Origin of the sequence: Actinomycetospora succinea, from assembly GCF_004363095.1 — a bacterium.
In the GTDB taxonomy this organism is placed as follows: Bacteria; Actinomycetota; Actinomycetes; order Mycobacteriales; family Pseudonocardiaceae; genus Actinomycetospora; species Actinomycetospora succinea.
Genome location: NZ_SNYO01000002.1, coordinates 893,027 through 917,653, shown reverse-complemented (window position 1 = coordinate 917,653; position 24,627 = coordinate 893,027). Strand labels below are relative to the sequence as shown.

26 protein-coding genes are annotated in these 24,627 nt (G+C 73.8%); 14 read left to right on the top strand and 12 right to left on the bottom strand.

Annotated features, from left to right (window positions below; genetic code table 11):
* The first annotated feature begins 19 nt into the window (after positions 1-19).
* The 3 genes from corA (at position 20) to EV188_RS31505 (ending at position 2,366) form a co-directional block, all read left to right on the top strand.
* A complete protein-coding gene (gene corA / locus EV188_RS10820) occupies positions 20-1,057 on the top strand; it encodes a magnesium/cobalt transporter CorA (RefSeq protein ID WP_133826195.1) in 1,038 nt (345 codons plus the stop codon).
* The gene (locus EV188_RS10815; RefSeq protein WP_133826194.1) at positions 1,054-1,797 is read left to right on the top strand and encodes a class I SAM-dependent methyltransferase; all 744 of its coding nucleotides are present in this window, start codon (positions 1,054-1,056) and stop codon (positions 1,795-1,797) included. Before corA ends, EV188_RS10815 begins: the two co-directional genes overlap by 4 nt.
* Before the next feature lie 146 nt (positions 1,798-1,943).
* Positions 1,944-2,366, top strand: a complete 423-nt coding sequence (locus tag EV188_RS31505) for a hypothetical protein (protein ID WP_166659814.1) — start codon at positions 1,944-1,946, stop codon at positions 2,364-2,366.
* On the opposite strand, the gene EV188_RS10805 is transcribed toward EV188_RS31505, so the two are convergent.
* On the bottom strand, positions 2,351-2,641 hold the full coding sequence (locus EV188_RS10805) for a DUF1540 domain-containing protein (protein ID WP_133826193.1): 291 nt from the start codon (positions 2,639-2,641) through the stop codon (positions 2,351-2,353). The genes EV188_RS31505 and EV188_RS10805 overlap by 16 nt on opposite strands.
* A gap of 286 nt (positions 2,642-2,927) precedes the next feature.
* On the opposite strand from EV188_RS10805, the gene EV188_RS10800 reads away from it, so the two are divergent.
* The 9 genes from EV188_RS10800 to EV188_RS10760 all read left to right on the top strand — a co-directional run bounded on the left by EV188_RS10800 (position 2,928) and on the right by EV188_RS10760 (position 11,520).
* The gene (locus tag EV188_RS10800) at positions 2,928-5,306 is read left to right on the top strand and encodes a xanthine dehydrogenase family protein molybdopterin-binding subunit (RefSeq protein ID WP_133826192.1); all 2,379 of its coding nucleotides are present in this window, start codon (positions 2,928-2,930) and stop codon (positions 5,304-5,306) included.
* The gene (locus tag EV188_RS10795; protein WP_133826191.1) at positions 5,303-6,208 is read left to right on the top strand and encodes a 5-oxoprolinase subunit B family protein; all 906 of its coding nucleotides are present in this window, start codon (positions 5,303-5,305) and stop codon (positions 6,206-6,208) included. The genes EV188_RS10800 and EV188_RS10795 overlap by 4 nt, the downstream gene beginning before the upstream one ends.
* Complete coding sequence (locus EV188_RS10790; RefSeq protein WP_133826190.1) at positions 6,205-7,176, top strand: 5-oxoprolinase subunit C family protein; 972 nt, start codon at positions 6,205-6,207, stop codon at positions 7,174-7,176. Before EV188_RS10795 ends, EV188_RS10790 begins: the two co-directional genes overlap by 4 nt.
* Positions 7,177-7,199: 23 nt before the next feature.
* The gene (locus EV188_RS10785; protein WP_133826189.1) at positions 7,200-7,442 is read left to right on the top strand and encodes an acetyl-CoA carboxylase; all 243 of its coding nucleotides are present in this window, start codon (positions 7,200-7,202) and stop codon (positions 7,440-7,442) included.
* Positions 7,439-8,782 (top strand): acetyl-CoA carboxylase biotin carboxylase subunit, encoded by a 1,344-nt coding sequence (locus tag EV188_RS10780; RefSeq protein WP_243741594.1) that lies wholly within the window; start codon positions 7,439-7,441, stop codon positions 8,780-8,782. The genes EV188_RS10785 and EV188_RS10780 overlap by 4 nt, the downstream gene beginning before the upstream one ends.
* On the top strand, positions 8,779-9,126 hold the full coding sequence (locus EV188_RS10775) for an MmcQ/YjbR family DNA-binding protein (RefSeq protein ID WP_133826188.1): 348 nt from the start codon (positions 8,779-8,781) through the stop codon (positions 9,124-9,126). The genes EV188_RS10780 and EV188_RS10775 overlap by 4 nt, the downstream gene beginning before the upstream one ends.
* Positions 9,127-9,210: 84 nt before the next feature.
* Positions 9,211-10,002, top strand: a complete 792-nt coding sequence (locus EV188_RS10770; RefSeq protein WP_133826187.1) for an alpha/beta fold hydrolase — start codon at positions 9,211-9,213, stop codon at positions 10,000-10,002.
* Positions 9,999-10,976, top strand: coding sequence for an LLM class flavin-dependent oxidoreductase (locus EV188_RS10765; protein WP_208114105.1), 978 nt, complete (start codon positions 9,999-10,001; stop codon positions 10,974-10,976). The genes EV188_RS10770 and EV188_RS10765 overlap by 4 nt, the downstream gene beginning before the upstream one ends.
* Positions 10,977-11,094: 118 nt before the next feature.
* Entirely contained in the window at positions 11,095-11,520 is a 426-nt protein-coding gene (locus EV188_RS10760) for a PH domain-containing protein (RefSeq protein ID WP_133826186.1), read from the top strand.
* 6 nt (positions 11,521-11,526) lie between these two features.
* Here the strand turns inward: EV188_RS10760 and EV188_RS10755 are convergent, their stop codons facing one another.
* The 9 genes from EV188_RS10755 to EV188_RS10715 form a co-directional block, all read right to left on the bottom strand.
* The gene (locus EV188_RS10755) at positions 11,527-12,291 is read right to left on the bottom strand and encodes a LamB/YcsF family protein (RefSeq protein ID WP_133826185.1); all 765 of its coding nucleotides are present in this window, start codon (positions 12,289-12,291) and stop codon (positions 11,527-11,529) included.
* Complete coding sequence (locus tag EV188_RS10750; RefSeq protein WP_133826184.1) at positions 12,288-13,061, bottom strand: NAD(P)H-binding protein; 774 nt, start codon at positions 13,059-13,061, stop codon at positions 12,288-12,290. Before EV188_RS10750 ends, EV188_RS10755 begins: the two co-directional genes overlap by 4 nt.
* 41 nt (positions 13,062-13,102) lie before the next feature.
* Entirely contained in the window at positions 13,103-13,426 is a 324-nt protein-coding gene (locus EV188_RS10745; RefSeq protein ID WP_133826183.1) for a winged helix-turn-helix transcriptional regulator, read from the bottom strand.
* Complete coding sequence (locus tag EV188_RS10740) at positions 13,423-14,709, bottom strand: aminotransferase family protein (RefSeq protein WP_133826182.1); 1,287 nt, start codon at positions 14,707-14,709, stop codon at positions 13,423-13,425. The genes EV188_RS10745 and EV188_RS10740 overlap by 4 nt, the downstream gene beginning before the upstream one ends.
* 128 nt (positions 14,710-14,837) lie before the next feature.
* Positions 14,838-15,209 (bottom strand): type II toxin-antitoxin system death-on-curing family toxin, encoded by a 372-nt coding sequence (locus EV188_RS10735; protein WP_133826181.1) that lies wholly within the window; start codon positions 15,207-15,209, stop codon positions 14,838-14,840.
* Positions 15,206-15,406: a ribbon-helix-helix protein, CopG family gene (locus EV188_RS10730; protein WP_133826373.1), complete on the bottom strand. Its 201-nt coding sequence runs from the start codon at positions 15,404-15,406 to the stop codon at positions 15,206-15,208. Before EV188_RS10730 ends, EV188_RS10735 begins: the two co-directional genes overlap by 4 nt.
* 31 nt (positions 15,407-15,437) lie before the next feature.
* Complete coding sequence (locus tag EV188_RS10725) at positions 15,438-16,661, bottom strand: metal-dependent hydrolase family protein (RefSeq protein WP_133826180.1); 1,224 nt, start codon at positions 16,659-16,661, stop codon at positions 15,438-15,440.
* Positions 16,662-16,683: 22 nt separating this feature from the next.
* Entirely contained in the window at positions 16,684-17,448 is a 765-nt protein-coding gene (locus EV188_RS10720; protein WP_208114103.1) for an alpha/beta fold hydrolase, read from the bottom strand.
* A gap of 11 nt (positions 17,449-17,459) precedes the next feature.
* Positions 17,460-18,332 (bottom strand): fumarylacetoacetate hydrolase family protein, encoded by an 873-nt coding sequence (locus EV188_RS10715; RefSeq protein ID WP_133826178.1) that lies wholly within the window; start codon positions 18,330-18,332, stop codon positions 17,460-17,462.
* 109 nt (positions 18,333-18,441) lie between these two features.
* Here EV188_RS10715 and EV188_RS10710 point away from each other — a divergent pair, with 109 nt between their 5' ends.
* Together EV188_RS10710 and EV188_RS10705 are read left to right on the top strand one after the other, a co-directional pair.
* Positions 18,442-19,119 (top strand): FadR/GntR family transcriptional regulator, encoded by a 678-nt coding sequence (locus EV188_RS10710; protein WP_133826177.1) that lies wholly within the window; start codon positions 18,442-18,444, stop codon positions 19,117-19,119.
* Between the two features lie 31 nt (positions 19,120-19,150).
* Positions 19,151-20,803: a phytoene desaturase family protein gene (locus EV188_RS10705; protein ID WP_243741593.1), complete on the top strand. Its 1,653-nt coding sequence runs from the start codon at positions 19,151-19,153 to the stop codon at positions 20,801-20,803.
* Here EV188_RS10705 and EV188_RS10700 read toward each other — a convergent pair.
* A complete protein-coding gene (locus tag EV188_RS10700) occupies positions 20,758-22,197 on the bottom strand; it encodes a lipase maturation factor family protein (RefSeq protein WP_133826176.1) in 1,440 nt (479 codons plus the stop codon). The genes EV188_RS10705 and EV188_RS10700 overlap by 46 nt on opposite strands.
* A gap of 16 nt (positions 22,198-22,213) precedes the next feature.
* Entirely contained in the window at positions 22,214-24,550 is a 2,337-nt protein-coding gene (locus EV188_RS10695) for a transketolase-like TK C-terminal-containing protein (protein WP_133826175.1), read from the bottom strand.
* Between the last annotated feature and the right edge of the window lie 77 nt (positions 24,551-24,627).

The window sequence follows — 24,627 nt, the reverse complement described above, 5'->3', positions numbered from 1 at the left end:
CACACGGGAGACTCTCCGGATGACCGTCGTCGACAACGCCGTGTACGTGCGCGGCGCGCGGGAGAGCGAGCCCGACTCCCTCGACCGCACGCTGGCGCTCCTGCACGACCGCGAGGGCACCCCGCAGGACGACGAGGGCTTCGCCTGGATCGGCCTGCTGCGCCCCGACGCCGACGAGCTCGACCGGCTGTCCCGCGAGCTCTCGCTGCCCTCTCTCGCCGTCGAGGACGCGGTGCTCGCCCACCAGCGCCCGAAGCTCGAGCGCTACGACGACGTCGAGTTCGTCGTGCTGCGGCCCGCCTGGTACGTCGACGAGGAGGAGGACGTCCAGGTCGGTGAGATCCACCTGTTCCTGGGCCACGACTTCGTCGTCACCGTCCGGCACGCCGAGACCCCCGAGCTGTCGTCGGTGCGCTCCCGCCTGGAGGCCGACCCCGAGCTGCTCGCCCAGGGGCCGCGCGCGGTGCTCTACGCCGTGCTCGACCGCGTCGTCGACGACTACCGGCCCGTCGTGCTCGGGCTGCGCGACGACATCGACCAGATCGAGACCCAGGTCTTCGGCGGCGACCCGAGCGTCTCGCGGCGCATCTACCAGCTCTCCCGCGAGGTGATCGAGCTCCAGCGGGCCGTCGACCCCCTGCGCGAGGTCCTCGACGGCCTGCTCGCGGAGTACGCCGACGACCCGGAGCGCATCGAGCTGCACCGGGGCCTGCGCGACGTCGCGGACCACACCGCCCAGGTCAGCGAGTCGGCCGACAACTTCCGCCAGCTGCTCGGCAACATCCTGCAGGTCAACGCGGCCCTGGTCGGCCAGCGGCAGAACGAGGAGATGCGCCGGCTCTCCGAGACCAGCCTGGCGCAGGGCGAGGAGGTCAAGAAGATCTCGTCCTGGGCCGCGATCCTGTTCACCCCGTCGCTGATCGGCGCGATCTACGGGATGAACTTCGAGAACATGCCCGAGCTCGGCTGGCACCTCGGCTATCCGTTCGCGCTCGGCCTCATGGTCCTGGTCTCGCTGACGCTCTACCTGGTCTTCCGCAAGCGCGGCTGGTTGTGACCCGTCCGGAGCGGGCCCGCTCGTTCGGCGCCGCCGCGGACGACTACGACCGCCTGCGCCCGGCCCCGGTGCCCGCCGCGCTGCGCTGGCTGCTGCCCTCGACCGACGTGACGGTGCTGGACCTCGGCGCCGGCACGGGGCTCGTGTCCCGATCGCTGGCCGCCACGGGGGTCGCCGACGTCGTCGCCGTGGAGCCCGACGACGCCATGCGCGCGGTGCTCGCCGGGCGCAGCCCGGGCGCCCGCGTGCTGGCCGGCACCGCCGAGGACATCCCGCTGCCCGACGCGTCCGTCGACGCCGTCCTCGCCTCGTCGGCGTGGCACTGGTTCGACCCGGAGCGGGCGACCCCGGAGATCGCACGGGTGCTGCGGCCGGGCGGGGTGCTCGGCCTGATGTGGAGCTTCGCCGACCCGACCACCGACTGGGTCGCCGAGCTGCGGCACATCCAGCGCGCCGACGACAAGGACTCGACGTCGGGGGTGCGCGCCGGGTTCACGATCGACCTGCCCGACGGCGCGCCGTTCGGTTCCGGCTCCTCGGAGGTCTTCCGGCGCCGCACGTGGATGGCCGCGGACGACGTCGCGGCGATGCTGGGGACCTACTCGACCGTGCTCACGCTGTCCGCGGACGAGCGCGCGGCGGTGCAGGAGCAGGCGCGGGAGGTCATCGCGCGGCGGGTCGGCACCGATCCCGTGCGGGTGCCGTTCGCGACGGCGGTGTGGCGCGCGTTCCGGCTCTGATCGGACATCCGGGCGAGTTCCGCGCGAGTGACGCGCGCGGTCTCGACGTCGGCCGCCAGGCGAGGTTAGCCTCCCCTCACTGAGGCGGCACGGAGCGCAGCGGAGCTGCCGCGCCGGAGGCCGACGACTGAGGAGGCCGGTTCTCTGTGACGCTGCGACTGCCCACGGCCGAGGTGACCGTGCTGCTCGGCGAGCCGATCGTGCGTCGGCGTCTGATGGCGATGTTCGACGACTCGTCGTCGGCGATCCGCCGCGTCACGATGGACCCGGCGGCGGGGGTGTCGGAGCGGCGCCGCTGCCTCGAGGAGGCGGGCGACGCCGCGGTCGTGCTGGTGGACCGGGTCACCGAGGGCCTCGACCACACCGGACGGCGCGCCGTGCTCGGGGCGCTCGCCGGGCTGGCCGCCCGCGGGGCGACGGTCCTGGTCGACGACGACGACAGCGTGGCCGCTCTCGCCGTCGCCGACGGGACGCTGCGCGCCGACCCCGTCCGCGGGCTCGTGGTGGAGGCCCTGGCGGATCGAGAGGGGTCGGTCGCGCCGCTCGAGGAGCTCTACCGCGCCTCGTAGGTCAGGCAGTCGGCGACGTCCTTGCCGGCGCCGATGTTCACCGACGAGGCCGTGCACTCGAGCTTGTCGTTGAACTTGCACTCCGAGCGGTGGCAGGCGCCCACGACGCCGTTGGCGTCCACGCCGCCACGGAACGAGATCTCCACGAAGGTGCCGCAGGCGGCGTTGTCGCCGGCGATGGTGATGGCGGCCGCGTGGCAGGCGGAGTCCTGGTTGTAGGCACAGGAGGACGCCGAGCACTTCTGGACCGCGGGCAGGCTCTGGGTCGAGGTCATGGCGTGGATCGTGGCGGGCCGAGCGGACCCCTCGCCAGGCAGTGAAGGCTGCCCTGAGCAGGGTGAACGCCCCCCGCGGCCGGTGGCGACCAGGGATGATGGCAGCGACACCCGCGGCAAACAAGTCGTAATGTGACGACGGTCACAGATCACGGCACCCGTCTGGGCCTGTCGAACCAAGGATGTCCTGTCCTCAGTGCGCCGAGAGATCACGGGGACTTCCCAGAACGGATCAAACGGTCCACGGTGACCCACACCACCGCCGCCGTCGAGGGGAGCGCCCCCGGTGACCGAGACCGTGCCGAGACCGACCACCCACATCGGAACGAGCCTGCCGCGCCGCGAGGACGAAGCCCTCCTCACGGGCCGCGGCACGTGGACCGACGACATCGCCCCGCTCGGCACCGTGCACCTCGCGCTCGTGCGCAGCCCGGTGGCGCACGCCCGCATCTCCGCGATCGACACGACGGCGGCGCGGGAGCACGCCGGCGTGGTCGCCGTGCTCACCGGGGCCGACCTCGCCGGCGAGTTCGTCGCGGGCATCCCCTGCGGCTGGCCCGTCACCGAGGACATCCTCGTCCCCGACCACCAGCCGCTGGCGCTCGAGGAGGTCAACCACGTCGGCGACGCCGTCGCGGTCGTCGTGGCCACCGGTGCGGCGGCGGCCCGGGACGCGGCCGAGCTCGTGGTCGTCGACTACGACGAGCTGCCCGGGGTGTTCGACGTCGAGGCGGCCCTGGCCCCCGACGCCCCGCTGGTGCACGAGGAGTTCGGCACCAACCACTGCTACACCTGGCCGCTCGCGGTCGGCGACGTCGACGCCGCGCTCGCCGAGGCCGACGTCGTGGTCGAGGGCCGCTACCTCCAGCAGCGCGTGATGGCCTCGCCGATGGAGCCGCGCGCCGTCGTCGTCACCCCCGACGCCGTGGGCGGCGGGTTCACGATCCACACGTCGACCCAGGTGCCGCACTTCGTGCGCGACATCCTCGCGGCGATCTGCGGCATCTCCGACACGAAGCTGCGCGTGGTCGCGCCGGACGTCGGCGGCGGCTTCGGGGCGAAGCTCAACGTCTACGCCGAGGAGGCGCTCGCGCTCGTCCTGGCCCGGCGGCTGCGGCGTCCCGTGAAGTGGACCGAGACCCGCTCCGAGCACCACATCGCGACCACCCACGGCCGTGGGCAGGTCCAGTACATGACCGTCGGCGCGACGCGCGACGGGAAGATCCTCGGCATGAAGGTCCGCCTCGTCGCGGACATGGGCGCCTACCTGCAGCTGCTCACCCCCGGCATCGCGGTGTTCGGGGCGTTCACCTACTGCGGGCTCTACGACTTCGGCGCCTACGACTTCTCGTGCCAGGGGGTGTTCACCAACCTCACGCCCACCGACGCCTACCGCGGCGCGGGGCGCTCGGAGGCCGCCTACGCGCACGAGCGGATCCTCGACGACCTCGCCCGCGCCCTCGAGATGGACCCCGCCGAGCTGCGGCTGCGCAACCTGCACCCGCCCTTCGACGAGCCGCGGACCGTCCCGTCCGGCGTGCAGTACGACTCCGGCGACTACGAGCCCTGCATGCGCCGGGCCATGGAGCTCGTCGACTACGACGGACTGCGGGAGGAGCAGCGTCGCCGGCGGGCCGCCGGCGAGCCCGTCGAGATCGGCATCGGCATCGGCAACTTCACCGAGTCCGGCGGACTCTCCCCGTCCAAGGTCGCGGCCGGCGTCCGGCTGCAGAGCGGGGGCTGGGAGGCCGCGACGGTCCGGATGACCACGGCCGGGCGCGCCGAGGTCGTCACGGGCACGAGCCCCCACGGACAGGGCCACGAGACGGCGTGGGCGCAGATCGTCGCCGACAGCCTCGGCATCGCGCCCGCCGACGTGGAGGTCTTCCACGGCGACACCATGATCGCCCCGTTCGGCCGGGACACCTACGGTTCGCGCAGCCTCGCCGTCGGCGGGTCGGCGGTGTACGGGGCGGCGGAGAAGGTCGCCGCGAAGGCCCGGAAGATCGCCGCCCACCTGCTCGAGGCGTCCGAGGACGACCTGCAGTTCACCGGCGGCGAGTTCTCGGTCGCGGGAACGTCGGGGCCGAAGGTCACCATCCAGGAGGTCGCGGGCGCGGCGTCGCTGGCCGCGGACCTGCCCGAGGGCATGGAGCCCAACCTCACCGCCGACCACCACTTCGACCCGCCGAACTTCACCTGGCCGTTCGGCACGCACATCGCGGTCGTCGAGGTCGACACCGAGACCGGCCGGACGACCGTGCGGCGCTTCGTCGCCGTCGACGACTGCGGGCGCATCGTCAACCCGCAGATCGTCGACGGGCAGCTCCACGGCGGCATCGCGCAGGGCATCTCCCAGGCCCTCTACGAGGAGGCCACGTTCGACGAGGCCGGGCAGCCGACCGCGGCGACGCTCGCCGACTACGCGGTGCCCGCGGCGAGCGACCTGCCGGGCTTCGACCTCGACCAGACCGTGACGCTCTCGCCGACCAACCCGCTCGGGGCGAAGGGGATCGGGGAGTCCGGGGCGATCGGGTCGTCGCCCGCGGTGGTCAACGCGGCGATCGACGCGCTGGCCGCCCGCGGGGTCACCCACCTCGACATGCCGCTCACGCCGCAGCGGGTCTGGCGTGCCGTGGCGGACGCGGCCAAGGTGATCCCATGACCGCCACCGACACCGACACCGAGACGCGGTACGACTTCGGCGGCGACGAGTTCGTCTACGTCGAGCTCTCCCCGGCGATGAGCCTGCCGGTGCACTTCACGTCGCTGGCGATCACCCGGCGCCTGGCCGAGGAGGCCATCCCGGGCGTCGAGGAGATCGCCCCGTCGAACGCGTCGTACATGGTCCGCGTCGACCCCGACCGGCTGCATCCGCGCGACCTCGTCCGCGAGCTGCAGCGCATCGAGGGCGAGGTCGGGTCGCTGTCCGACGACCTGACGATCGCGTCGCGGATCATCGACGTGCCGATCATGCTGAACGACCCGTGGACCCACGAGGTCCTCATGAAGTTCCGCGACCGCCACCAGGACCCGACGGGTACCGATCTCGACTACGGCGCCCGGATCAACGGCTACTCGTCGACCGAGGACTTCATCGACGCGCTCGCCGCGTCGCCGTACCTCGTGACGATGATGGGCTTCGTCCCGGGCCTGCCGTGGTGCTTCCAGCTGGTGCCGCGGGAGCGTCAGGTCGAGGTGCCCAAGTACGTCCGCCCGCGCACCGAGACCCCGGAGCGCGCCTTCGGGTTCGGCGGCGCGTTCGCGGTGATCTACCCGGTGAAGGGCGCCGGCGGCTACCAGCTCTTCGGGTCCGCGCCCGCCCCGATCTTCGACGGCGAGCAGCGCCTGCCGGACTTCGCCGAGAACGACTCGGTGGTGTTCTTCAAGCACGGCGACGTGATCAACTACCGGCGCGTCGACCAGGCCGAGTACGACGACGTGCGCGCGCAGGTCGACGCCGGCACGTGGCGGTACTCGTACAAGGACCTGGAGTTCTCGCCGAGCCGGTTCCTGGCCGACCCGGACGGCACCAACGCCGCGATGAAGGAGGTGCTGTACGGGTGACGATCAGGGTGCAGGACCCCGGCCTGGAGACCACCGTCCAGGACACCGGGCGGCTCGGCTACTACAGCATCGGCTTCCCGCCCTCCGGCGCGCTCGACTCGTTCGCCTACCACGTGGGCAACGCGCTGGTCGGCAACGAGCCCGGCGCCGCGGCGCTCGAGGCGGTCTATCTCGGGCCGACGCTGGAGTTCACGCAGGACACGGTGATCGCCGTGACGGGCGCGGACATCCCGGCCTTCGTCGACGGCGAGGAGATCCCGCTCTGGGAGTCGGTCGCCGTGTCCGCGGGCTCGGTGCTGTCGTTCGGGCAGCTGCGCGCCGGCGCCCGCCCGTACGTCGCGGTCGCCGGTGGCATCGACGTCCCGCTGTACTACGGCAGCCGCTCGACCTACACGCTCGTCGGCATCGGCGGCTTCCAGGGCCGCGCGCTGCGGGCGGGCGACGAGCTCGCGATCGGCTCCGACGCGCGGGACCCGAAGGCCGGCCGCAGGCTCAACCCGTCGGACGTGCCGGTGCACCCGTCGACCGCCGAGGTGCACCTGCTGGTCGGCCTGCACAGCTACCGGCTGACCGAGGACAGCCTCGCGCGGTTCACCGACACCGAGTGGAAGGTGACCCCGGACGCCAACCGCGTCGGCTACCGCTTCCGCGGCGCCGAGCTGGAGTTCGTGCCCCGCGAGCAGCCCTTCGGCGCCGGCAGCGACCCCGCCAACGTCACCGACTGCGGCTACCCCGTCGGGTCGGTGCAGGTGCCCGGCGGCGTCGAGCCGATCGTGCTGCTGCAGGACGCCGTTACGGGCGGGGGCTACGCGACGCTCGGCACCGTCGTGTCCGTCGACCGCGACCGTCTGGCCCAGACCAAGACCGGCGACAAGACGCGCTTCGTGCCCGTCGACCTCGACGGCGCGCTGGAGGTCCGCCGCGACCGTCACGCCGCGCTCGACCGCATCCGTTCCGCGCTCTCCTGATCCGACCACTGGGGGTTCCGCTCGTGGGCAGTCACAAGATCACGTCCCGCACGCCCGGCGTCTTCTACCACCGGCCCTCGCCCGACGCCGACCCGTACGTGACGACCGGCGCGTCCGTCGCCGAGGGCGACACGGTGGGCCTGGTCGAGGTCATGAAGACGTTCCACGAGGTCAAGGCGGACGCGGCGGGCACGGTGTCGGCGTTCCTCGTCGAGAACGAGGACGAGGTGACGATCGGCCAGGACCTGGTCGAGCTGGAGACGTGAGCCTGCAGAGTGTCCTCGTCGCCAACCGTGGCGAGATCGCGCTGCGCGTCGTGCGGGCGTGCCGGGAGCTCGGGATCCGCGCGGTCGCCGTCTACTCCGACGCGGACGCGGAGGCCGCGCACGTGCGGATGGCCGACGACGCCGCGCACCTCGGGAAGTCGGCGGCGTCGAAGAGCTACCTGAACGCCGACGCCGTGCTCGAGGCCGCGCGCTCGGCGGGCGTCGACGCGGTGCACCCCGGCTACGGGTTCCTCTCAGAGCGCCCCGCGTTCGCCGCGGCCGTCGAGGAGGCGGGGCTGGTGTTCGTGGGGCCGCCGTCGTCGGTGATCTCGACGATGGGCGACAAGGCGGCGGCGCGGACCGTGGCGCGCCGGGCCGAGGTGCCCGTCGTGCCGGGGTCCGACGAGGTCGCCTCGGTCGACGACGCCGTCGCGGCGGCCGAGGAGGTCGGCTACCCGGTGCTGGTCAAGGCCTCGGCCGGCGGGGGAGGGCGCGGGATCCGGCCGGCCGCGACCGCCGACGAGCTGCGCGACGTGGTGGTCGAGGCGCAGCGGGAGGCGGCGTCGGCGTTCGGGTCGGACGCGGTGTACGTCGAGCGCGCCCTGCAGGGGCCCAAGCACGTCGAGGTGCAGGTCCTCGCCGACACCCACGGCAACGTCGTGCACTGCTTCGAGCGGGAGTGCTCGCTGCAGCGCCGCCGCCAGAAGATCCTCGAGGAGGCCCCGGCGCCGGGGCTCTCGCCGGCGATCCGTGAGTCCCTGTGTGACGCGGCGGTCCGGCTCTCGCGCGAGGTGGGCTACGTGGGCGCGGGGACGGTGGAGTTCCTCGTGGAAGGCGACGAGTTCTTCTTCATCGAGATGAACACCCGCATCCAGGTCGAGCACCCGATCACCGAGTGGGTCACCGGCCTCGACCTCGTCGCCGAGCAGCTGCGCATCGCCGGCGGCGCCGAGCTGTCGGTGGGCCAGGACGACATCGTCTGCCGCGGGGCGTCGATCGAGTTCCGCGTCAACGCGGAGGACCCCGACCAGGACTTCCTGCCGTCGCCGGGGGAGGTCACCGGGCTCGAGCTGCCGGGCGGGCCGGGTGTCCGCGTCGACACCGCGCTCATGGCCGGTGACGTCGTGCCGCCGTTCTACGACTCGCTGGTCGCCAAGCTCTCGGTGTGGGCGCCCACCCGCGCCGAGGCCCTCGCGCGCGGGCGCCGCGCGCTCGCCGAGTACCGCGTCGACGGCCTGCCCACGACGATCGGCCTGCACCGCCGCCTGCTCGACGAGCGCGCGGTCGTCGACGGCACCTACGACATCACGACGCTGGAGACCTGGCTGGCGCAGCGGTGACCCTGCTGGACGGGGTGCGGGCGGCCTGCCTCGCCCTGCCCGAGGTGACGGAGGCGCCGACCCACGGCGCCCCCACGTGGTTCGTCCGGCGCCGGTCGTTCGCGAAGTTCGTCGACCCGGCCGACCACCGGTTCGACGAGCCGCACGTCGCGCTCTGGGCCGCGGCACCGCCGGGAGCCCGTCAGGAGCTCGTCGCCGCGGACCCGGAGCAGTTCTTCGGCCCGCCCTTCGGCGGGCGCGACTGGATCGCGATGCGGCTGGACCTGCGGGCCGAGGGGCCGGCGTGGGACGAGGTGCGGGAGGTCGTCGCCGACGCCTACCGCCAGGTGGCCCGAAGACGCTGATCGCGCGGCTCGGGTCCGGAGCGTGAGCGGAGGCGTACGCGCTGGTCGTTCCGTGGTGACCTGGGTCACGTTAGCGTCGTCGGGATGGGCACGGTGGTGGACGTCCTCGACGCGGGCACGGGCCCGCCCGTCGTCCTCCTGCACAGCTCGGTCAGCGGCAACCGGCAGTGGAAGGCCCTCGTCGCCGATCTCCGAGACCGCCACCGGGTCCTCGCGATCAACCTGCTCGGGTACGGCGGCACCCCGCCGTGGTCGGAGGAACGCCCGCAGCGGCTGACCGACCAGGCGGCGCTGGTGCACGCGGTGCTCCCGGATGCCGACGAGCCGGTCGCCCTCGTCGGCCACTCCTTCGGCGGCGCGGTCGCGATGCGGGCGGCCGTCGAGCTCGGCGAGCGGGTGTCGGCGCTGGTGCTGCTCGAGCCCAACCCCGTCGCGCTGCTCGCCCGCCACGGCCGCGCCGACGCCTTCGCCGAGGCGTGCTCGTTGCGTGATCACATCCAGGGCCACGGCGCGGCCGGGACCTGGGACGCCGCCGCTCCGCGCTTCGCCGACTACTGGCTCGGCGACGGCGCGTGGTCCGCGATGCCGGCGTCCCGACGGGCGGCGTTCGTGGCCGCGCTGCCGCCGAACCGGCACGAGTGGGACGCGGTCACGGACCCCGACCTGACCCTGGACGACGTCGCGCCGACCGGTGTCCCGACGCTCCTCGTGCACGACCCGGCGACCCGCCGCCCGATCCACGAGCTCGTGGCGCTGCTCGCCGAGTTCCGCCCGGCCTGGCGCGTCCACGCCCTCGAGGGCGGCGGGCACATGGCGCCGCTCGTGCGCCCGGACCTCGTGAACCCGGTCGTCGCGTCGTTCCTGGCGGCGCCGTGAGCGGGCTCGGGGTCGCCCTGACGCCGATGGAGACCCGCCACGACGTCGTCCTGCACCTGGCCCGGCGCGCCGAGGAGCTGGGCTACGACACGTTCACCGTCGCCGAGGCGTGGGGGTGGGACGCCGGCGTCCTGCTCGCCGAGGTGGCGGGCGCGACCGGGCGCATCGCCCTCGGCGTCTCGGTGATCAACACCTGGGGCCGGAGCGCCGGCACGATCGCGATGCTCGCCGCGAGCCTCGACGAGGTCTCCGGCGGACGCTTCCGGCTCGGCCTCGGTGCGGGCAGCCCGGCGCTGGCCGAGGGGCTCCACGACGTCCCGTTCGAGCGGCCGGTCGAGCACCTCGCGGCCGTGACCGTGCAGGTCCGCCGGTTGCTGCGCGGCGAGCGCCTGGAACCCACGACCGGTGCGAAAGGGCTGCGGCTGGGTGTCCCGCCGCGGACCGGCGTGCCCCTGCACCTCGCCGCGCTCGGGTCGCGCTCGGTCCGCCTCGCCGGTGAGCTGGCCGACGGCTGGGATCCCTTCTTCCTCCCGCGCTCCGGGCTCGGGCGCATCCGCGAGGACCTGCGCGAGGGCGCCGCGCGCGCGGGCCGCGCCGACCTCCCCGTCGTGTGTCCCGGCATCCCGACCGCCGTCGCCGACGATCCCGTGATCGCCCGCGCCATGGCGTCCTGGTGGGTCGTCTTCTACCTGACCTCGATGGGCCCGCTGTACCCACGGACGCTGCGTGCGCACGGCCTCGGCGGCGCCGTCGACGAGGTCGTCGCCGCCAACCCGACCGGGCGCACCACCGACGTCCCGGAGAGCGCGGAGGTGCTGCTCGACGAGCTGACGATCCACGGCGACACCGAGCAGGCGCGCGCCGCGCTCGAGCGCTGGCGGGCCGCCGGCGCCGAGCGACCCGCGATCGTGCTGCCGCCGGGGCGCCCCGTCGAGGAGCTCGACCACATCCTCGACGCGCTCCGACCGGAGTAGTGGACTAGCGCCGAGGGACCTATCTGCTCAGCGAATCACCCCGCGGTCTGGAGTTTCGCGCACCGTGACCCGCACACTGCGGTGAGTAGTCGTGACCGCGCGCCACGAGGAGAGACCGATGTCGCTCCAAGGTCGAATCGCCGAGTCCGGGCAGCTCGCGGGGCCGATGAGGCCCGAGCACCGCGCCGGTTCCGTCTCCCACCACGGCCCGGGTGTGCAGGCGATCCGCCGCGACATCCTCGAGGGCGAGCAGATCTACGGGATCTTCGGCGACCGGCACGGCCCCACCGCGCTGATCGGCGTCACCAACCGCCGCGTGCTGTTCATGGACGCGGCGTACGACGACGGCCGCGTCGCCCTGACGTCCGTGCCGCTGAAGCAGATCGTCAGCTGCTCGTACATCACGACGGTCGATCAGCCGGTCACCGAGGCGACCGTCGTGGGGATCAAGGTCGGGCGGAACATGTTCGAGGTCAGCTGCGTCTCGCCCGAGGAGGCCCAGGACGTCCACGGCCTGATCATGTGGCACCTGATCGGGCTCTAGCCGCCCTCAGCCCCGCAGCAGGCTCCCGGCCGGGACCCGTTCGACGCCGAGCCCGTCGAGCCGCCGCACCAGGGCCTCGCCGATCTCGACGGCGTTGGGCCGGTCGCCGTGCAGGCAGATCGTGTCGACCTCGACGTCGAGGCGCTTCCCGGTCGTCGACGTCACGTGCCCCTCGAGCAGGTCGACGGCCTGCTGCGCGACGGCGTCGGGGTCCTTCGCCTTCGGTTCGGGCTCGACGATGATGTGGCCCTCGTCGTTGTACTCGAGATCGGCGAAGCCCTCGCGGGCGACGGTGGCGCCCAGCGAGCGGGCGAGCTCCGCGGTCGGCCCGGCGAGCCAGAAGATCATCAGGTCGGGGTCGAGGCGCAGCACCGCCTCGGTGATCGCGCTGGTGATGTCCGGGTCGGTGAGCGCCATCCCGTAGAGCGCGCCGTGCGGCTTGACGTGCACGACCTCGGCGCCCTCCGCGCGCGCCGTCGCCTGCAGCGCCCCGGTCTGGTACAGCACGAGCTGGGCGGCCTCGTCGGGGCGCAGCGCCATCCGCCGGCGCCCGAAGCCGACGAGGTCGGGCAGGCCGGGGTGGGCGCCGATCGCGGTGCCGGTCGCGACGGCGGTGCGCACGGAGTCGCGCATCGTCACCGGATCGCTGGCGTGGTAGCCGCAGGCGACGTTCACCGAGGTCACGTGGGCCATCAGCTCGCTGTCGTGCCCGAGCTTCCAGCGTCCGAGGCTCTCGCCGGCGTCGGCGTTGAGGTCGACACGGGTCTTCATGACCCGACAGTCTCCGCCCGGAACGCGTCGAGGTGAACCTCTGCCCACTCCCGAAATGTCCGGGCGGGGCGGCCGAGGAGATCCGGGACGACGGTGGTGACCCGGCCGTCGTCGTACTCGCCGCCGCGGAAGAAGCGGAAGAACGCGTCGACGTACGCGGCCGGCGTCGCCGCGCCCATCCGGGCCCGCGCCTCGTCGTCGGGCTCCGGCTCGAGGCGCAGGTCGCGGCCGAGCAGCTCCGCGAGCACGGCGAGCCGGTCGGCCGGGAGCGTCGCCGCGGGGCCGGTGAGGCGCAGGTTGTGCCCGGCGAGCCCGTCGTCGGTCAGCGCGCGGGCGGCCACCGCGCCGATGTCGGCGGGGTCGACCACGGCGACCGGCACGTCGGCGAACGGCTCGCGGACGACGTCGGGCAGTGGCGTCCACTGCAGCGCGTTCGACATGAACCCGCTGGGCCGCAGCACCGTCCACGCCGGTCCGGAGTCGCCGACGACCGCGCCAGTGGAGAGCAGCACGACCTGGCGCACCCCGGCGTCGCGCATGTCGGCGAAGAGCTCGACGGGGTGTCCGGCGGGCAGGAAGAGGGCGTCGACGCCGCGCCAGGCGTGCGCGACCGACCTCGGGTCGCCGAGGTCCCCCGCCACGGGGACCGCGTCCCCGACCGCCGTGCCCCGCCGCGAGAGCGCGCGGACCTCGACCCCGCGCAGCGCGCGCACCACCTCGGCCCCCACGTTCCCCGTCGCCCCGGCCACCAGCACGGTCTCGATGCCCATGGCAGCGAGGGTGGACGTCGCGAGGGAACCCCGGGGTTCCCTCAGGCCAGCTCGTCGGCGTGCTCCTCGGCCCACGCCGTCAGGGCGGTGAGCGGGCCGAGCAGCGAGACGCCGAGATCGGTGAGCCGGTACTCGCCGCCGCGCGTCGCGGGCCTCTCGACGAGCCCGGCGCCGGCGAGGCGCCGCAACGTCTGGGTCAGCATCTTCTTGCTGATGCCCCCCGCCCGCTCGAGCAGCGCGGAGTACCGCCGCGGGCCGTGGGCGAGCCCCACGACGACGACCACCGACCACGTGTCGGCGATCAGGTCGAGTGCGGTCCGCGCCGGGCAGTCGGCGAGGAAGACGTCGAGCGCCGGTCCGGTCACGCCCCGGGCGCCGCGGGCACCGGCTTCTCGACGGGCAGGTCGTCGAGCCCCGCGTGGATCGCCTGGGCGAGGAAGTCGATCTCCTCCTGCCCGACGGTCAGCGGCGGCGACACGGCGACGCCCTTGCCGAGGCCGCGGACCAGGACGCCCGCCTTCCGCGCGGCGCGCAGCAGGACGTTCGGGGCGTCGGGGACGCCGTCGAGGACGTCCTGCTCGAGCTCCACCGCGGCGAGGAAGCCGAACCCGGCGCGGACCTCGTGGACGTAGGGGTGCGCGGTGAGCGGGGCGAGCGCCTCGAACAGCGGCATCTCCAGCTCGCCGCCGCGCGCGATGAGGTTCTCGCGCTCGTAGATGTCGAGCGTCGCGAGGCCGGCGGCGCAGGCCGTCGGGTGGCCGGAGTAGGTCGGGCCGTGGCGCAGCGTGCGCTCGCCCGGCGTCGTCCACCACGGCGCGGCGACGTCGCCCGAGACGATCACGCCGCCGAGCGGCAGGTAGCCGCTGGTCACGCCCTTGGCGAAGGTGATCATGTCGGGGCGGATGTCGCCGAAGCGCTCGATGCCGAACCAGGTGCCGAGGCGGCCGAACGCGCAGATCACCGCGTCGATGATGAGCAGCACCCCGTGGCGCCGGCACAGCTCGGCGACGCCCTCGATGTAGCCGTCGACCGGCAGGTGCACGCCGCCGGCGCCCGTGACGGGCTCGATGACGAACGCCGCGATCCGCTCCGGCCCGACCTCGGCGAAGACCTTCTCGACGCCGTCGAGGTCGTGCAGCGGCGCCACCGTGTTCTCGCCGGCGAGCACGCCCCAGTTCTCGCGGTTCGGCGGGATGCCGGTGATCGAGGTCCCGTAGCCGTGGGTGCCGTGGTAGCCGGTCTCGCGGGAGACGACGTGCACGCGCTGGGTCTCGCCGCGCGCCTGCCAGTAGCTGCGGGCGAGCTTCACGGCGGTGTCGATGCCGTCGGCGCCGCCGGACCCGAAGAAGACCTTCGCGTCGTCCACGGGCGCCAGGGCGGCGAGGCGGTCGGCCAGCTCCAGGGCAGGGCGGTTCGCGATGTCGGCGAAGCACGAGTACGACTCGAGCTTCACCATCTGGGCCGTCGCGGCCTCGGCGATCTCACGCCGGCCGTGGCCGACGTTGCAGTACCAGAGGCTCGCGCAGCCGTCGAGATAGCGCTGGCCGGCCTCGTCGTAGATCCAGGGACCCTCGCCCCGGTCGACGACGAACTCGTGGCCGTCCACGGCCGCCATGTCGGAGAACGGATGCCACAGGCGGGTGCTCATAGGTCGGATTCTCCGGGTTCTGGGTTCTCGACGGCACCCCTGAACGACATGATCGGCCCAGGTGCTCCTCCGACCACCTGACACGGGGTCGGAGGAGCACCTGGAGCGATCATGAGGTGCGCCGCCCGTCAGAGCAGGGCCTCGATCCTCGAGGCGATCTCGCCCACATCGTCGACGGCGCCGCTCGCAACGTCCATGACGAGGTGGAACACGGCGTCCTGGTCGAGACGCGGCGGCCGGTGGTTGAGCACCAGGAAGACGGCTGTCGCGGCCCAGGCCAGGCGCTTGTTCCCATCGACCAGAGGGTGATTCCGGCACAGGCTGTGGAGCATTGCGGCGGCCTTCACCGGGACCGTCGGGTAGGCGTCCTCGCCCATGACCGTCGTCGCCGGACGCGACAGAGCCGCTTCGAGCAGCCCGAAGTCCCGGACCTGCGGCTCCTCGCCCAGCGCGCTCTCGAGGAAGCGCAGGACGTCCTCGAGGGTGAGATAGCGGGTCACGCTCGCCCGAGCCGGTCGAGCGCCTCCCGGAAGTTCGCCGCCACCCAGGCCGCCGCGCGGTCGACGTCGTCGTCGTGCTCGTGTCGCTCGACGTACTCCCGCACGGCTGCTCGCGCGACCTCCTGCATCGATCGCTGCTCGGTCTCGGCACGCCGGCGCAGGGACTCCGCCTCGTCATCGCTGAGCCGCAGGGTCATCGCCACGACGTCGATGATACCGCCGGCGGTATCAGACCGCCGTGTCCTCCTTGTGGAACCGGCCGTCCTTCATGATCGCGTTGAGCTTGCCGTGGTCCTGGAGCACGGTGATGTCGGCGAGCGGGTCGCCGTCGACGAGGATCAGGTCGGCGAGGTAGCCGGGCTGGACCTTCCCCAGCTCGTCGGGGCGCAGCATGATCTCGCCGCCCCAGGCGGTCGCCGAGATGATCGCCTCCATCGGCGTGAACCCCAGCCGCTCCACGAAGTGCTCGAGGTCGCGGGCGTAGGTGCCGTGCGGGGTCCAGGCGAAGCCGTAGTCGCCGCCGGGCAGGAGCTTGATGCCGCGCCGGTGCATCTCGCGCAGGCCGTCGGTGGCCATCTCCAGTTCCTTCTTGTAGCCGACGGCCTCGGCGGCCTCCTGCGGGAACCCGAAGGCCTCGGCCTCGTACAGGGTCGCGACGAGCCAGTTGATGCCGGGCGCGACGAACACCCAGTCCTTGTTGGTCTCGAGCATGTCCATGCCCTCGGCGTCGGTGAACGAGGCGTGGTAGACGATGTCGACCTTGTTCCGCACGCACATCTTGACGCTCTCGGCGGAGCGGGCGTGGGCGCAGACGCGCTTGCCGCGGCGGTGGGCCTCGGTGACCGCGGCCGCGACCTCCTCGTCGGAGAAGTACGTGTCCTCCGCGCGCTGGGTGCCGGTGATCTCCTCGCCGGTCATCGACAGCTTGATCTGGTCGACGCCCAGGTCGATCAGCTGGCGCACCGCGAGGCGCATGCCCTCCGGCCCGTCGGCGAACTTCGTGATCGACTTGATCAGTGCGCCGCCCGTCACCGCGATCTCGGGGCCGTTGGCGAGGTAGCGCGGGCCGGGGATGCGCCCGGCGTTGATCGCGTCGCGGCACACCACGTCGAGGCGCTCCTTCGCCGACGCGGCGCCGAGGCACATCGTGTAGCCGGAGTCGATGTAGGTCTTCGCCGACTCCATCGAGAAGAGCAGGTGCTCCTCGACGGGCATGGTGCCGAGGCCGTCGAGGTCGGCGGAGTTGTTCCAGCTGAAGTGGGTGTGCGCGTCGCAGAGACCCGACATCAGCGTGCGGCCGCGCCCCTCGACGACCCGCGCGTTCAGCGTGCGGGCCTCCTCGACGGTGCCGACGGCGGCGATCCGGTCGTCCTCGACGAGCACGTCGCCCGGGTACGGGTCGGCGCCCGTGGAGTCGAGGATCGAGACGTTCCGGAACAGGGTCTTGGCCATGACGGCTCCTCGTCGTCGAGGGTCAGAAGAACTTCAGGAGGTGGTCGGTGACCTCGTGGGGCTTCTCGAGCGCGGTCCAGTGGCCGCAGTCGTCGAAGACCTCCACGACGGCCGAGCCGTGCGCGTCGGCGAGCGCGTGGGTGACGGCCGGGGCGCCGACGCCGTCGTCGGCGCCGGTGAGCAGCAGCAGCGGGAGGGCCGGGTCGATCGGCCCCGGGTCGGAGGCCCCGGCGAGGGCCTCGCAGGACCGGGCGTAGCCCTCGGGGTCCTGGCGCAGGACGAGCTCGCGGACGCAGGCCGCGGTCGCCGGGTGGTCGCGGCGGGTGGCCTCGGCGGTCGCGTTGGTCATCACCGCGTCGGCGACGCCGGCCATGCCCTCGGCGCGGACCTTCGCCGCGCGGTCGTGCTGGCCCTGCTGCCCGGCCTCGGGCAGCGGTGCGGGCACGGCGCCGAGGAGCGCGAGGTGGCTGACGAGCTCCGGACGGCGCGCCGCCAGGCTGCGCGCGGTGATCGTCGCCATCGAGTGCCCGACGACCCGGACCGGGCCGGCGTCGAGACCCTCGATCAGGGCGGCGAGGTCGTTGGCGAAGCCCTCGATCGACAACGTGCCGGCGACGGCCGAGCGCCCGGAGCCCTCCATGTCGGGCCGGACCACGCGGAAGCGCTCGGCGAGCGCCGCGACCTGGGGCTGGAAGAAGTTCGACGTCCCGCCGAGCCCGTGCACGAGCAGGACCGCCGGTCCCTCGCCGTCGACCTCGACGGCCAGTTCCTTGCCGTTGACCTGCAAGGGATCACCTTTCATCGGATGGTGTTGCGGAGCGCGCCGAGCCCCGTGACCGCGCACTCGACGACGTCGCCGGGGCGCAGGAAGCGGGGCGGGTCGAAGCCGATGCCGACCCCGACGGGCGTGCCCGTGGCGATGACGTCGCCGGGCAGCAAAGTGATCCCCGCGGAGATCACGCGGATGAGCTCGGGCACGTCGAAGATCAGGTCGGCGACCGGCGCCTTCTGCCGGGGCTCGCCGTTGACGGTCGACGAGACCTCGAGCGCGCGGACGTCGGGCACCTCGTCGGCGGTGACCGCCCACGGCCCCATCGGGGCGTGGGTGTCGAGCGACTTGCCCAGCAGCCACTGCTTGTGGTCGCGCTGCACGTCGCGGGCCGTGACGTCGTTGACGATCGTGTAGCCCCAGACGTGGTCGAAGGCGTCCTCGCGGGAGATGCCGCGCCCGCCCGGGCCGATGATCACGGCGAGCTCGGCCTCGTAGTCGAGCTCCGCGGTGACCGCCGGGTGCGCCTCGACGTCGTCGAACGGGCCGGTCACGGCCGTGGTCGCCTTGGAGAAGACGATCGGCTTGTCGGGCAGGTCCTCCGAGCGGCCCGGGGTGTCGTAGCCCGAGCGGCCGAACTCGGCGACGTGCTCGCGGTAGTTCTTGCCGACGGCGAACAGGTCGCGCCGCGGGGCGGGAATCGGGGCGCGCAGGCGCGGGGCGTCGACGACCGGCAGGTCGCCGGCCGCGGCGATCGCGGGCCCGACGCGGTGCCAGTCCTCGATGACCGCGAGGAGCGGGACCGTGCCCACGACGGGCGTCAGGTCGCGCACCGTCGTGTCGTCCCCGTCGAGCCGACCGACCGCCTCGCGGCCGTCGTCGACGAACGTCACCAACTTCATGAGACCAATCCCGACCAATCAAGGTGTGTGGTGGACCACCTCGGTCGTCTTCGACGCTAGAACGGGGTGAACGCCGAGCCAAGGCAAGAATTGGTCTAGTATTGGTCGGATGGAGACGCCGGTGGTGAGGCAGCTGCGCGGCCTGCTCGACGACGGCGTCGCCGACGGCACGCTCGGCACCGGCTCGAAGATCCCGACCGAGCGCGCGCTCTGCGACACCCTGCAGGCCTCCCGCACGGCGGTCCGCGGCGCGCTCGCCGAGCTCGAGCGCGAGGGCCGGATCACCCGGCACGTCGGGCGCGGCACGTTCCTCGCCGAGCTCGAGGGCGAGGCGCACCTGCCCGACGTCGCGCGCACCCCGCTGCAGACGAGCCCGGCCGAGATCATGGCGACACGCCTCGTGCTCGAGCCCGAGATCGCCGCGCTGGCCGCCCGCCACGCCACCCAGGGCGACGTCGAGCACGTGGAGCACTGCCTGCGCCGCGGCAACGCCACGACGACCTACGAGGAGTTCGAGGCCTGGGACTCCGCGCTGCACCGGGCGATCGCCGCCGCGGCGCACAACGGGCTGCTCCTGCGGCTGTTCGACACCATGAACGCGGCGCGCGACCTCCCGGTGTGGGGCAGCATCAAGCGCCGCTCGGCGTCACCGGAGCGCCGCCGCGGCTACGAGTGCTCCCACGGCGAGATCGTCGCCGCACTGCTCGAGCGCGACCCCGACGCCGCCCGCGGGCACATGCGCGCCCACCTCGTCGACGTCCGCACGAACCTGCTGGGCCCGCCCTGAGGGGTCGGCGCTGACCGGGCACCCTGTGCGTGTGACCGGAGCCGATCGCCTGACCACCGACGCCGAGACCGTCGACGCCGTCGTCGTCGGCGCCGGGCACAACGGGCTCGTGGCGGCGAACCTGCTCGCCGACCGCGGCTGGTCGGTCCGTGTGCTCGAGGCGTCCGACGCGCCGGGCGGGGCCGTGCGCACCGAGGAGATCACCGCGCCGGGCTTCCGCAGCGACCTCGGCAGCGCGTTCCACCCGATGGGCTTCGTGTCCCCGGTGCTGCAGGGCCTCGGGCTCGACGCGTACGGCCTCGCGTGGCGCCACGCCCCGGCCGCGCTCGCCCACGTGCTGCCCGACGACCGCGGCGTCCTGATCTCCCGCGACATCGACGTCACGGCCGCCTCGCTCGACCGCTTCGCCCCGGGTGACGGCGACGCCTGGCGCCGGCTCGCCGAGGAGTGGCGGCGGCTGCGCGACCCGCTGATGGCCGCGTTCCTCGGGCCGTTCCCGCCGGTGCGCGACGCGACGAAGGTGATCCGGACCCTCGGCGGCCCGGACACGCTGCGGCTCGCGCGGCGGATGCTGCTGCCCGCGACGCGGTTCGGCGAGGAGGAGTTCCGCGGCGAGGGCGCGCGCGTGCTCGTCGCCGGCAACGCCCTGCACACCGACCTCGCCGTCACCCAGACCGCGAGCACGGCGTTCGGCTGGCTGCTCTCGATGCTCGCCCAGGACGTCGGGTTCCCGGTGCCGTCGGGCGGGGCGCGGTCGATCACCGACGCGCTGGTGGCGCGCCTCGCCGACGGCGGCGGGGCCGTCGACTGCCACCGCCCCGTCGCCCGCGTGCTCGTCGAGGGCGGGCGCGCGGTGGGGGTGGTCGACGCGGCCGGCGGGCTGGTGCGGGCGCGGCGGGCGGTGCTCGCCGACGTGCCGGCGCCGGTGCTGTTCTCCGACCTCGTCGGGCACGAGCACCTGCCCGCGCGGCTGGTCGACGACCTCGCGCGCTTCCAGTTCGACGACGCGATCCTCAAGGTCGACTGGGCGCTGTCCTCGCCGATCCCGTGGACCGCGCCGGAGCCCCGCGAGGCCGGCACGGTGCACCTCGGCGGCGACACCGCGGGCCTGATCGACTTCGGGGCCGACCTCGCCGCCGGTCGCGTGCCCCGCGACCCGTTCATGCTGCTCGGGCAGATGACCCTGTCCGACCCCCTGCGCTCGCCGCCGGGCACCGAGTCGGTCTGGGCGTACACGCACCTGCCGCACGCCCGGTCGCTCACCGAGGCCGAGCTCGACGAGCAGGTGCGGCGCATGACCGCGGTGATCGAGCGGCACGCGCCGGGGTTCTCCGAGCGGGTCGTCGCGCGCGTCGTCTCGCGGCCCGGCGACCTCGAGGCCCGCAACCCGTCGCTCGTGCGCGGCGCGCTCATGGCCGGCACGGCCCAGGTGCACCAGATGCTGGTGTTCCGCCCGACGCCCGGGCTCGGGCGCCCCGACACCCCCGTCGACGGGCTCTTCCTCGCCGGCGCCACCGCGCACCCGGCCGGGGCGGTGCACGGCGCGCCGGGGGCGAACGCGGCGCGGGCGGCGCTCGCCCGCGGTGGGCGTCTCGGCCCGGCGTACCGCACGGGGATCCGGGCGGCGCAGCGTCTGGTCTACGGGGCCGCCGACGACCGGGGCAGCGTCCGCGCCGGCAGGTAGTCGCCGATCAGCTCGCGGTGCCACCACGCGCCGGTCGCGCGGCGCTCGTCGCGGGTGGTGAAGCGGTAGCGGTAGAGCCGCGCGCGGACCCAGGCCGGGCGCTCGCCGTCGAACGGGTCGCGGCGCAGCAGGCGCAGGGTCGGCGCGTCGGCCTCGAGCAGGCGGTCGAGCAGCGCCGGCAGCCAGCTGCGCGCCATCCGCGGCGCGATCGGCGCGAACCACATCAGCCAGTCCAGCCTCCGGTGGTACGGCGCGGTCTGGGGCGGGCGGCGGTAGGGGTCGCCGGGCTTGGAGCGGAAGTCGTACTCGCGCCAGACGGCGGTGTCGGCGCCGTCGGGGTCGTCGGTGCCCTCGAGGACGACCTCCTCGCGCTCGCGGGTCACCGACCCGAACGCGCCGTAGCTGTTGCCCAGGTGCACGGGCGTGATCCCGGCGTTCATCAGCTGGCGGCCGCTGGCCATGTTGAGGACCGGCCACACCGACAGCCCGATCATCAGGGCGGTGACGGCGAGGACGAGGACGGCGAACCAGGTCGGGATCGCTCCGGGCGCGGGCAGGGACACGGGCAGCCAGCCCAGGAACCGGTCGCTGACGGCGGCGAAGGCCAGCGCGATCGTCAGGAGGTTCAGCCAGGCGAAGTTGCCGCTGCTCACCAGCCAGCCCTGGGTGACGACGACGACCGCGGCGGCGATCGACGCGACCGGCTGGGGCAGGAACAGCAGGAACGGGACGGCGAGCTGCGTGACGTGGTTGGCGAGGACCTCGACGCGGTGCAGCGGGCGCGGCAGGTGGTGGAACAGGCGGCTCGTCGGCCCGGGCAGCGGCTGGGTCTCGTGGTGGTACTCGAGGCAGGTGAGGTCGCGCCAGCAGGGGTCGCCGCGCATCTTGATCAGGCCGGCGCCGAACTCGACGCGGAAGAGCAGCCAGACCAGCAGCAGGAGGATCGGCGCGGGCGGGGCGACGTCGGCGGGCCCGAGGAACGTCACGAGGAACCCGGCCTCGAGCAGCAGCGACTCCCAGCCGAACCCGTACCAGACCTGGCCCACGGTGACGATCGACAGGTAGAGCACCCAGAGCAGGCCCCACAGCGCGATGCCGGCGCCGAGCGGCAGGACGTCGGTGGCGCCGGCGAGGGCGGCCAGCGCGAGGACGAGCCCGGTGCCGGCGACGACGCGGAAGAGCGTGTCGGAGTAGCGCAGGTGGAACAGGCTGGGATGGCGCCGGAACGTGGTGCGCGCGAGGAAGCGGGGGATCGGCGTCAGGCCGCGCTCGCCGATCAGCGGGCGGAACTGGGCGAGCGCGACCGTGAACGCGATGACGTACACCAGCGCGACGAGGTGCTGGACCACCCAGCGGGCGGTCGCGCCGTCGGGCGCCGCGAGCCAGTCGAGCATCGCGGCGGGGTACCCCTCAGGCGAGGGCGGCAGCCACGATCGCGTCGGTGTCGAGGTGGTGCAGCGCCCACGAGTCGGCGAGGTCGGAGGACCGGCCGAAGTCGGTGACGCCCAGGTGCGCCGCGCGCGACCCGTGGACCGACGCCAGGAACGCGAGCGTGTGCGGGTGGCCGTCGAGCACGGTCACGAGCTTCGCCGCGCGGTCGGCGGGGAAGGCGGCGTCGAGGATCCAGGTCGGCGCCTCGGTGTGGGCCCCGGTCGCCGCGGTGCGGGCCCGGAGCGCACGGAAGAGCCGGTCGGGGCTGGTCACCACGACGACGTCGGCGCCGACGCCCTGCTCGCCGAGCCGCTCGGCGGCCGCGAGGGCCTGGCCGACCAGCGGGCCCATCACCGCGATCGTCACCTGCGGGGTGCCCGGGGCGCGGCGCAGCAGGTAGGCGCCGGCGACGACCTCGCGGCGCCGCTGGGCCCGGGCGGCGGGGTCGGACGGGACGGCGGCGAGGCTCTGGTCGACGGGCACGGTCGACAGGCGCAGGTAGGTCGACGAGCCGCCGGGGCGGCCGAGCCGGCCGAGCCCGTCGAGCAGGCACCAGCCGACCTCGACGCCGAACGCCGGCTCGAACGCGACGCAGCCGGGCTGCTCCAGGCCGATCGAGGGCGTGGTGATCGACTGGTGGGCGCCGCCCTCCGGCGCCAGCGACACCCCCGACGGCGTGCCGACGAGGATCGACTGGCCGCCCGCGTACATGCCGAACGCCCACGGCTCGAGCGCGCGCGAGACGAACGGGTCGTAGAGCACCCCGATGGGCAGCAGCGGCTCGCCCCAGCGCGACCAGGTGGCGCCGAGCTCGCCGAGCAGCCCGACGAGGTTCGTCTCGGCGATCCCGAGCTCGATGTGCTGGCCGCTGGGCAGCTCGTGCCAGTGCAGGATCGTCTCGGCGTCGTCGGCGAACCAGTCGCGGCGCTCGTGCGCCGACCACGACCCGACCTTGTTCAGCCAGCCGCCGAGGTTGGTCGACGACGTCACGTCCGGGCTGACCGTGACGACGCGGCGCGCGGCCTCCGGCGCCGTGCGCGTCAGGTCGAGCAGCGCGCGCCCGAGCGCCTGCTGGGTGTGGCCGGTGCCCGTGGGGGTGCGCTCGAGGTCGTCGGGGACCGCCGGCGGCGCGGTCGGCGTGACGGGGGCGCGGTGCAGGCGCTGGGCGACGCTCCGGCACAGGTCGGCCGCGGGGCCGGCGGGCAGCGGCGCCCAGGGGTCGTCGAGGTCGGTGCCCAGGCCCGTGGCGAGCGCGCGCATCTGGGTCTCGGTGAGCAGGCTGGAGTGGTTCTGCGGGTGGCCCTGGGTCGCGAGGCCGTAGCCCTTCACGGTGTAGGCGAAGATCACCGTGGGGCGGCTGTCGTCGATGGCGTCGTAGGCGTCGGCCAGCGCGCCGAGGTCGTGGCCGCCGAGGTTGCGGATCGCGGCGTGCACCGCGCCGTCGTCGACGTCCTTGAGCAGCGCCGCGACCGCCTCGCCCTCGGGCCCGTCGCCGGGCAGGCGCTCGCGCAGCTGCAGGGGGGTGCAGCGCAGCAGCCGCTGGTACTCGGGGTTGGTCATCTCGTCGATGCGCCGGCGCAGCGCGTCGCCGCCGGGGCGGGCGTAGAGCTCGGCGAGCAGGCGCCCGTACTTGACGGTGATGACCTGCCACCCGGCGGCGCTGAACAGCCCGTGCAGGCGGGTGGCGGAGATGTCGGGGACGACGCGGTCGAGGCTCTGGCGGTTGAAGTCGACGATCCAGCAGACCTCGCCGAGCTCGCGCACCATCGGGTCGAGCACGGCCTCCCAGACCGCGCCCTCGTCGAGCTCCGCGTCGCCGACCAGCGAGAACTGCCGCCCCGAACCCGCGGCACCACCCAGGCCGTCGGCGTAGCGCCGCGCGATCGTGCCCCAGATCGGGGCGGTCGCGCCGATGCCGACCGAGCCGGTCGAGTAGTCGACGGGGTCGGGGTCCTTCGAGCGCGAGGGGTAGGACTGCAGGCCGCCCGCGGCGCGCAAGGTCGTCAGGTACGACGCGTCGAGCTCGCCGAGCAGGTGGTTGATCGCGTGCAGCACCGGCGAGGCGTGCGGCTTGACCGACACCCGGTCCTCGGGGCGCAGCGTGTGGAACCACAGCGCGGTCATGATCGAGACGATCGACGACGACGACGCCTGGTGGCCGCCGACCTTGAGCCCGCTCGGGTTGGGCCGGACGCGGTTGGCGTGGTCGACGATCGCGGTGGCGAGCCAGAGCACCCGGTCCTCGACCGCGCGCAGCGCCTCCCGTTCCGGCTCCTCGCCGGTGAGCGGTGCCGGTGCGGGACGGGTGGATGTCATCGATGGCCTCCGGGTCCAGAACGGTGCCGAAAGCGTTCGTCATGGGGTGGAAGTGCGCAAGCGGGGCGGGCGGACAT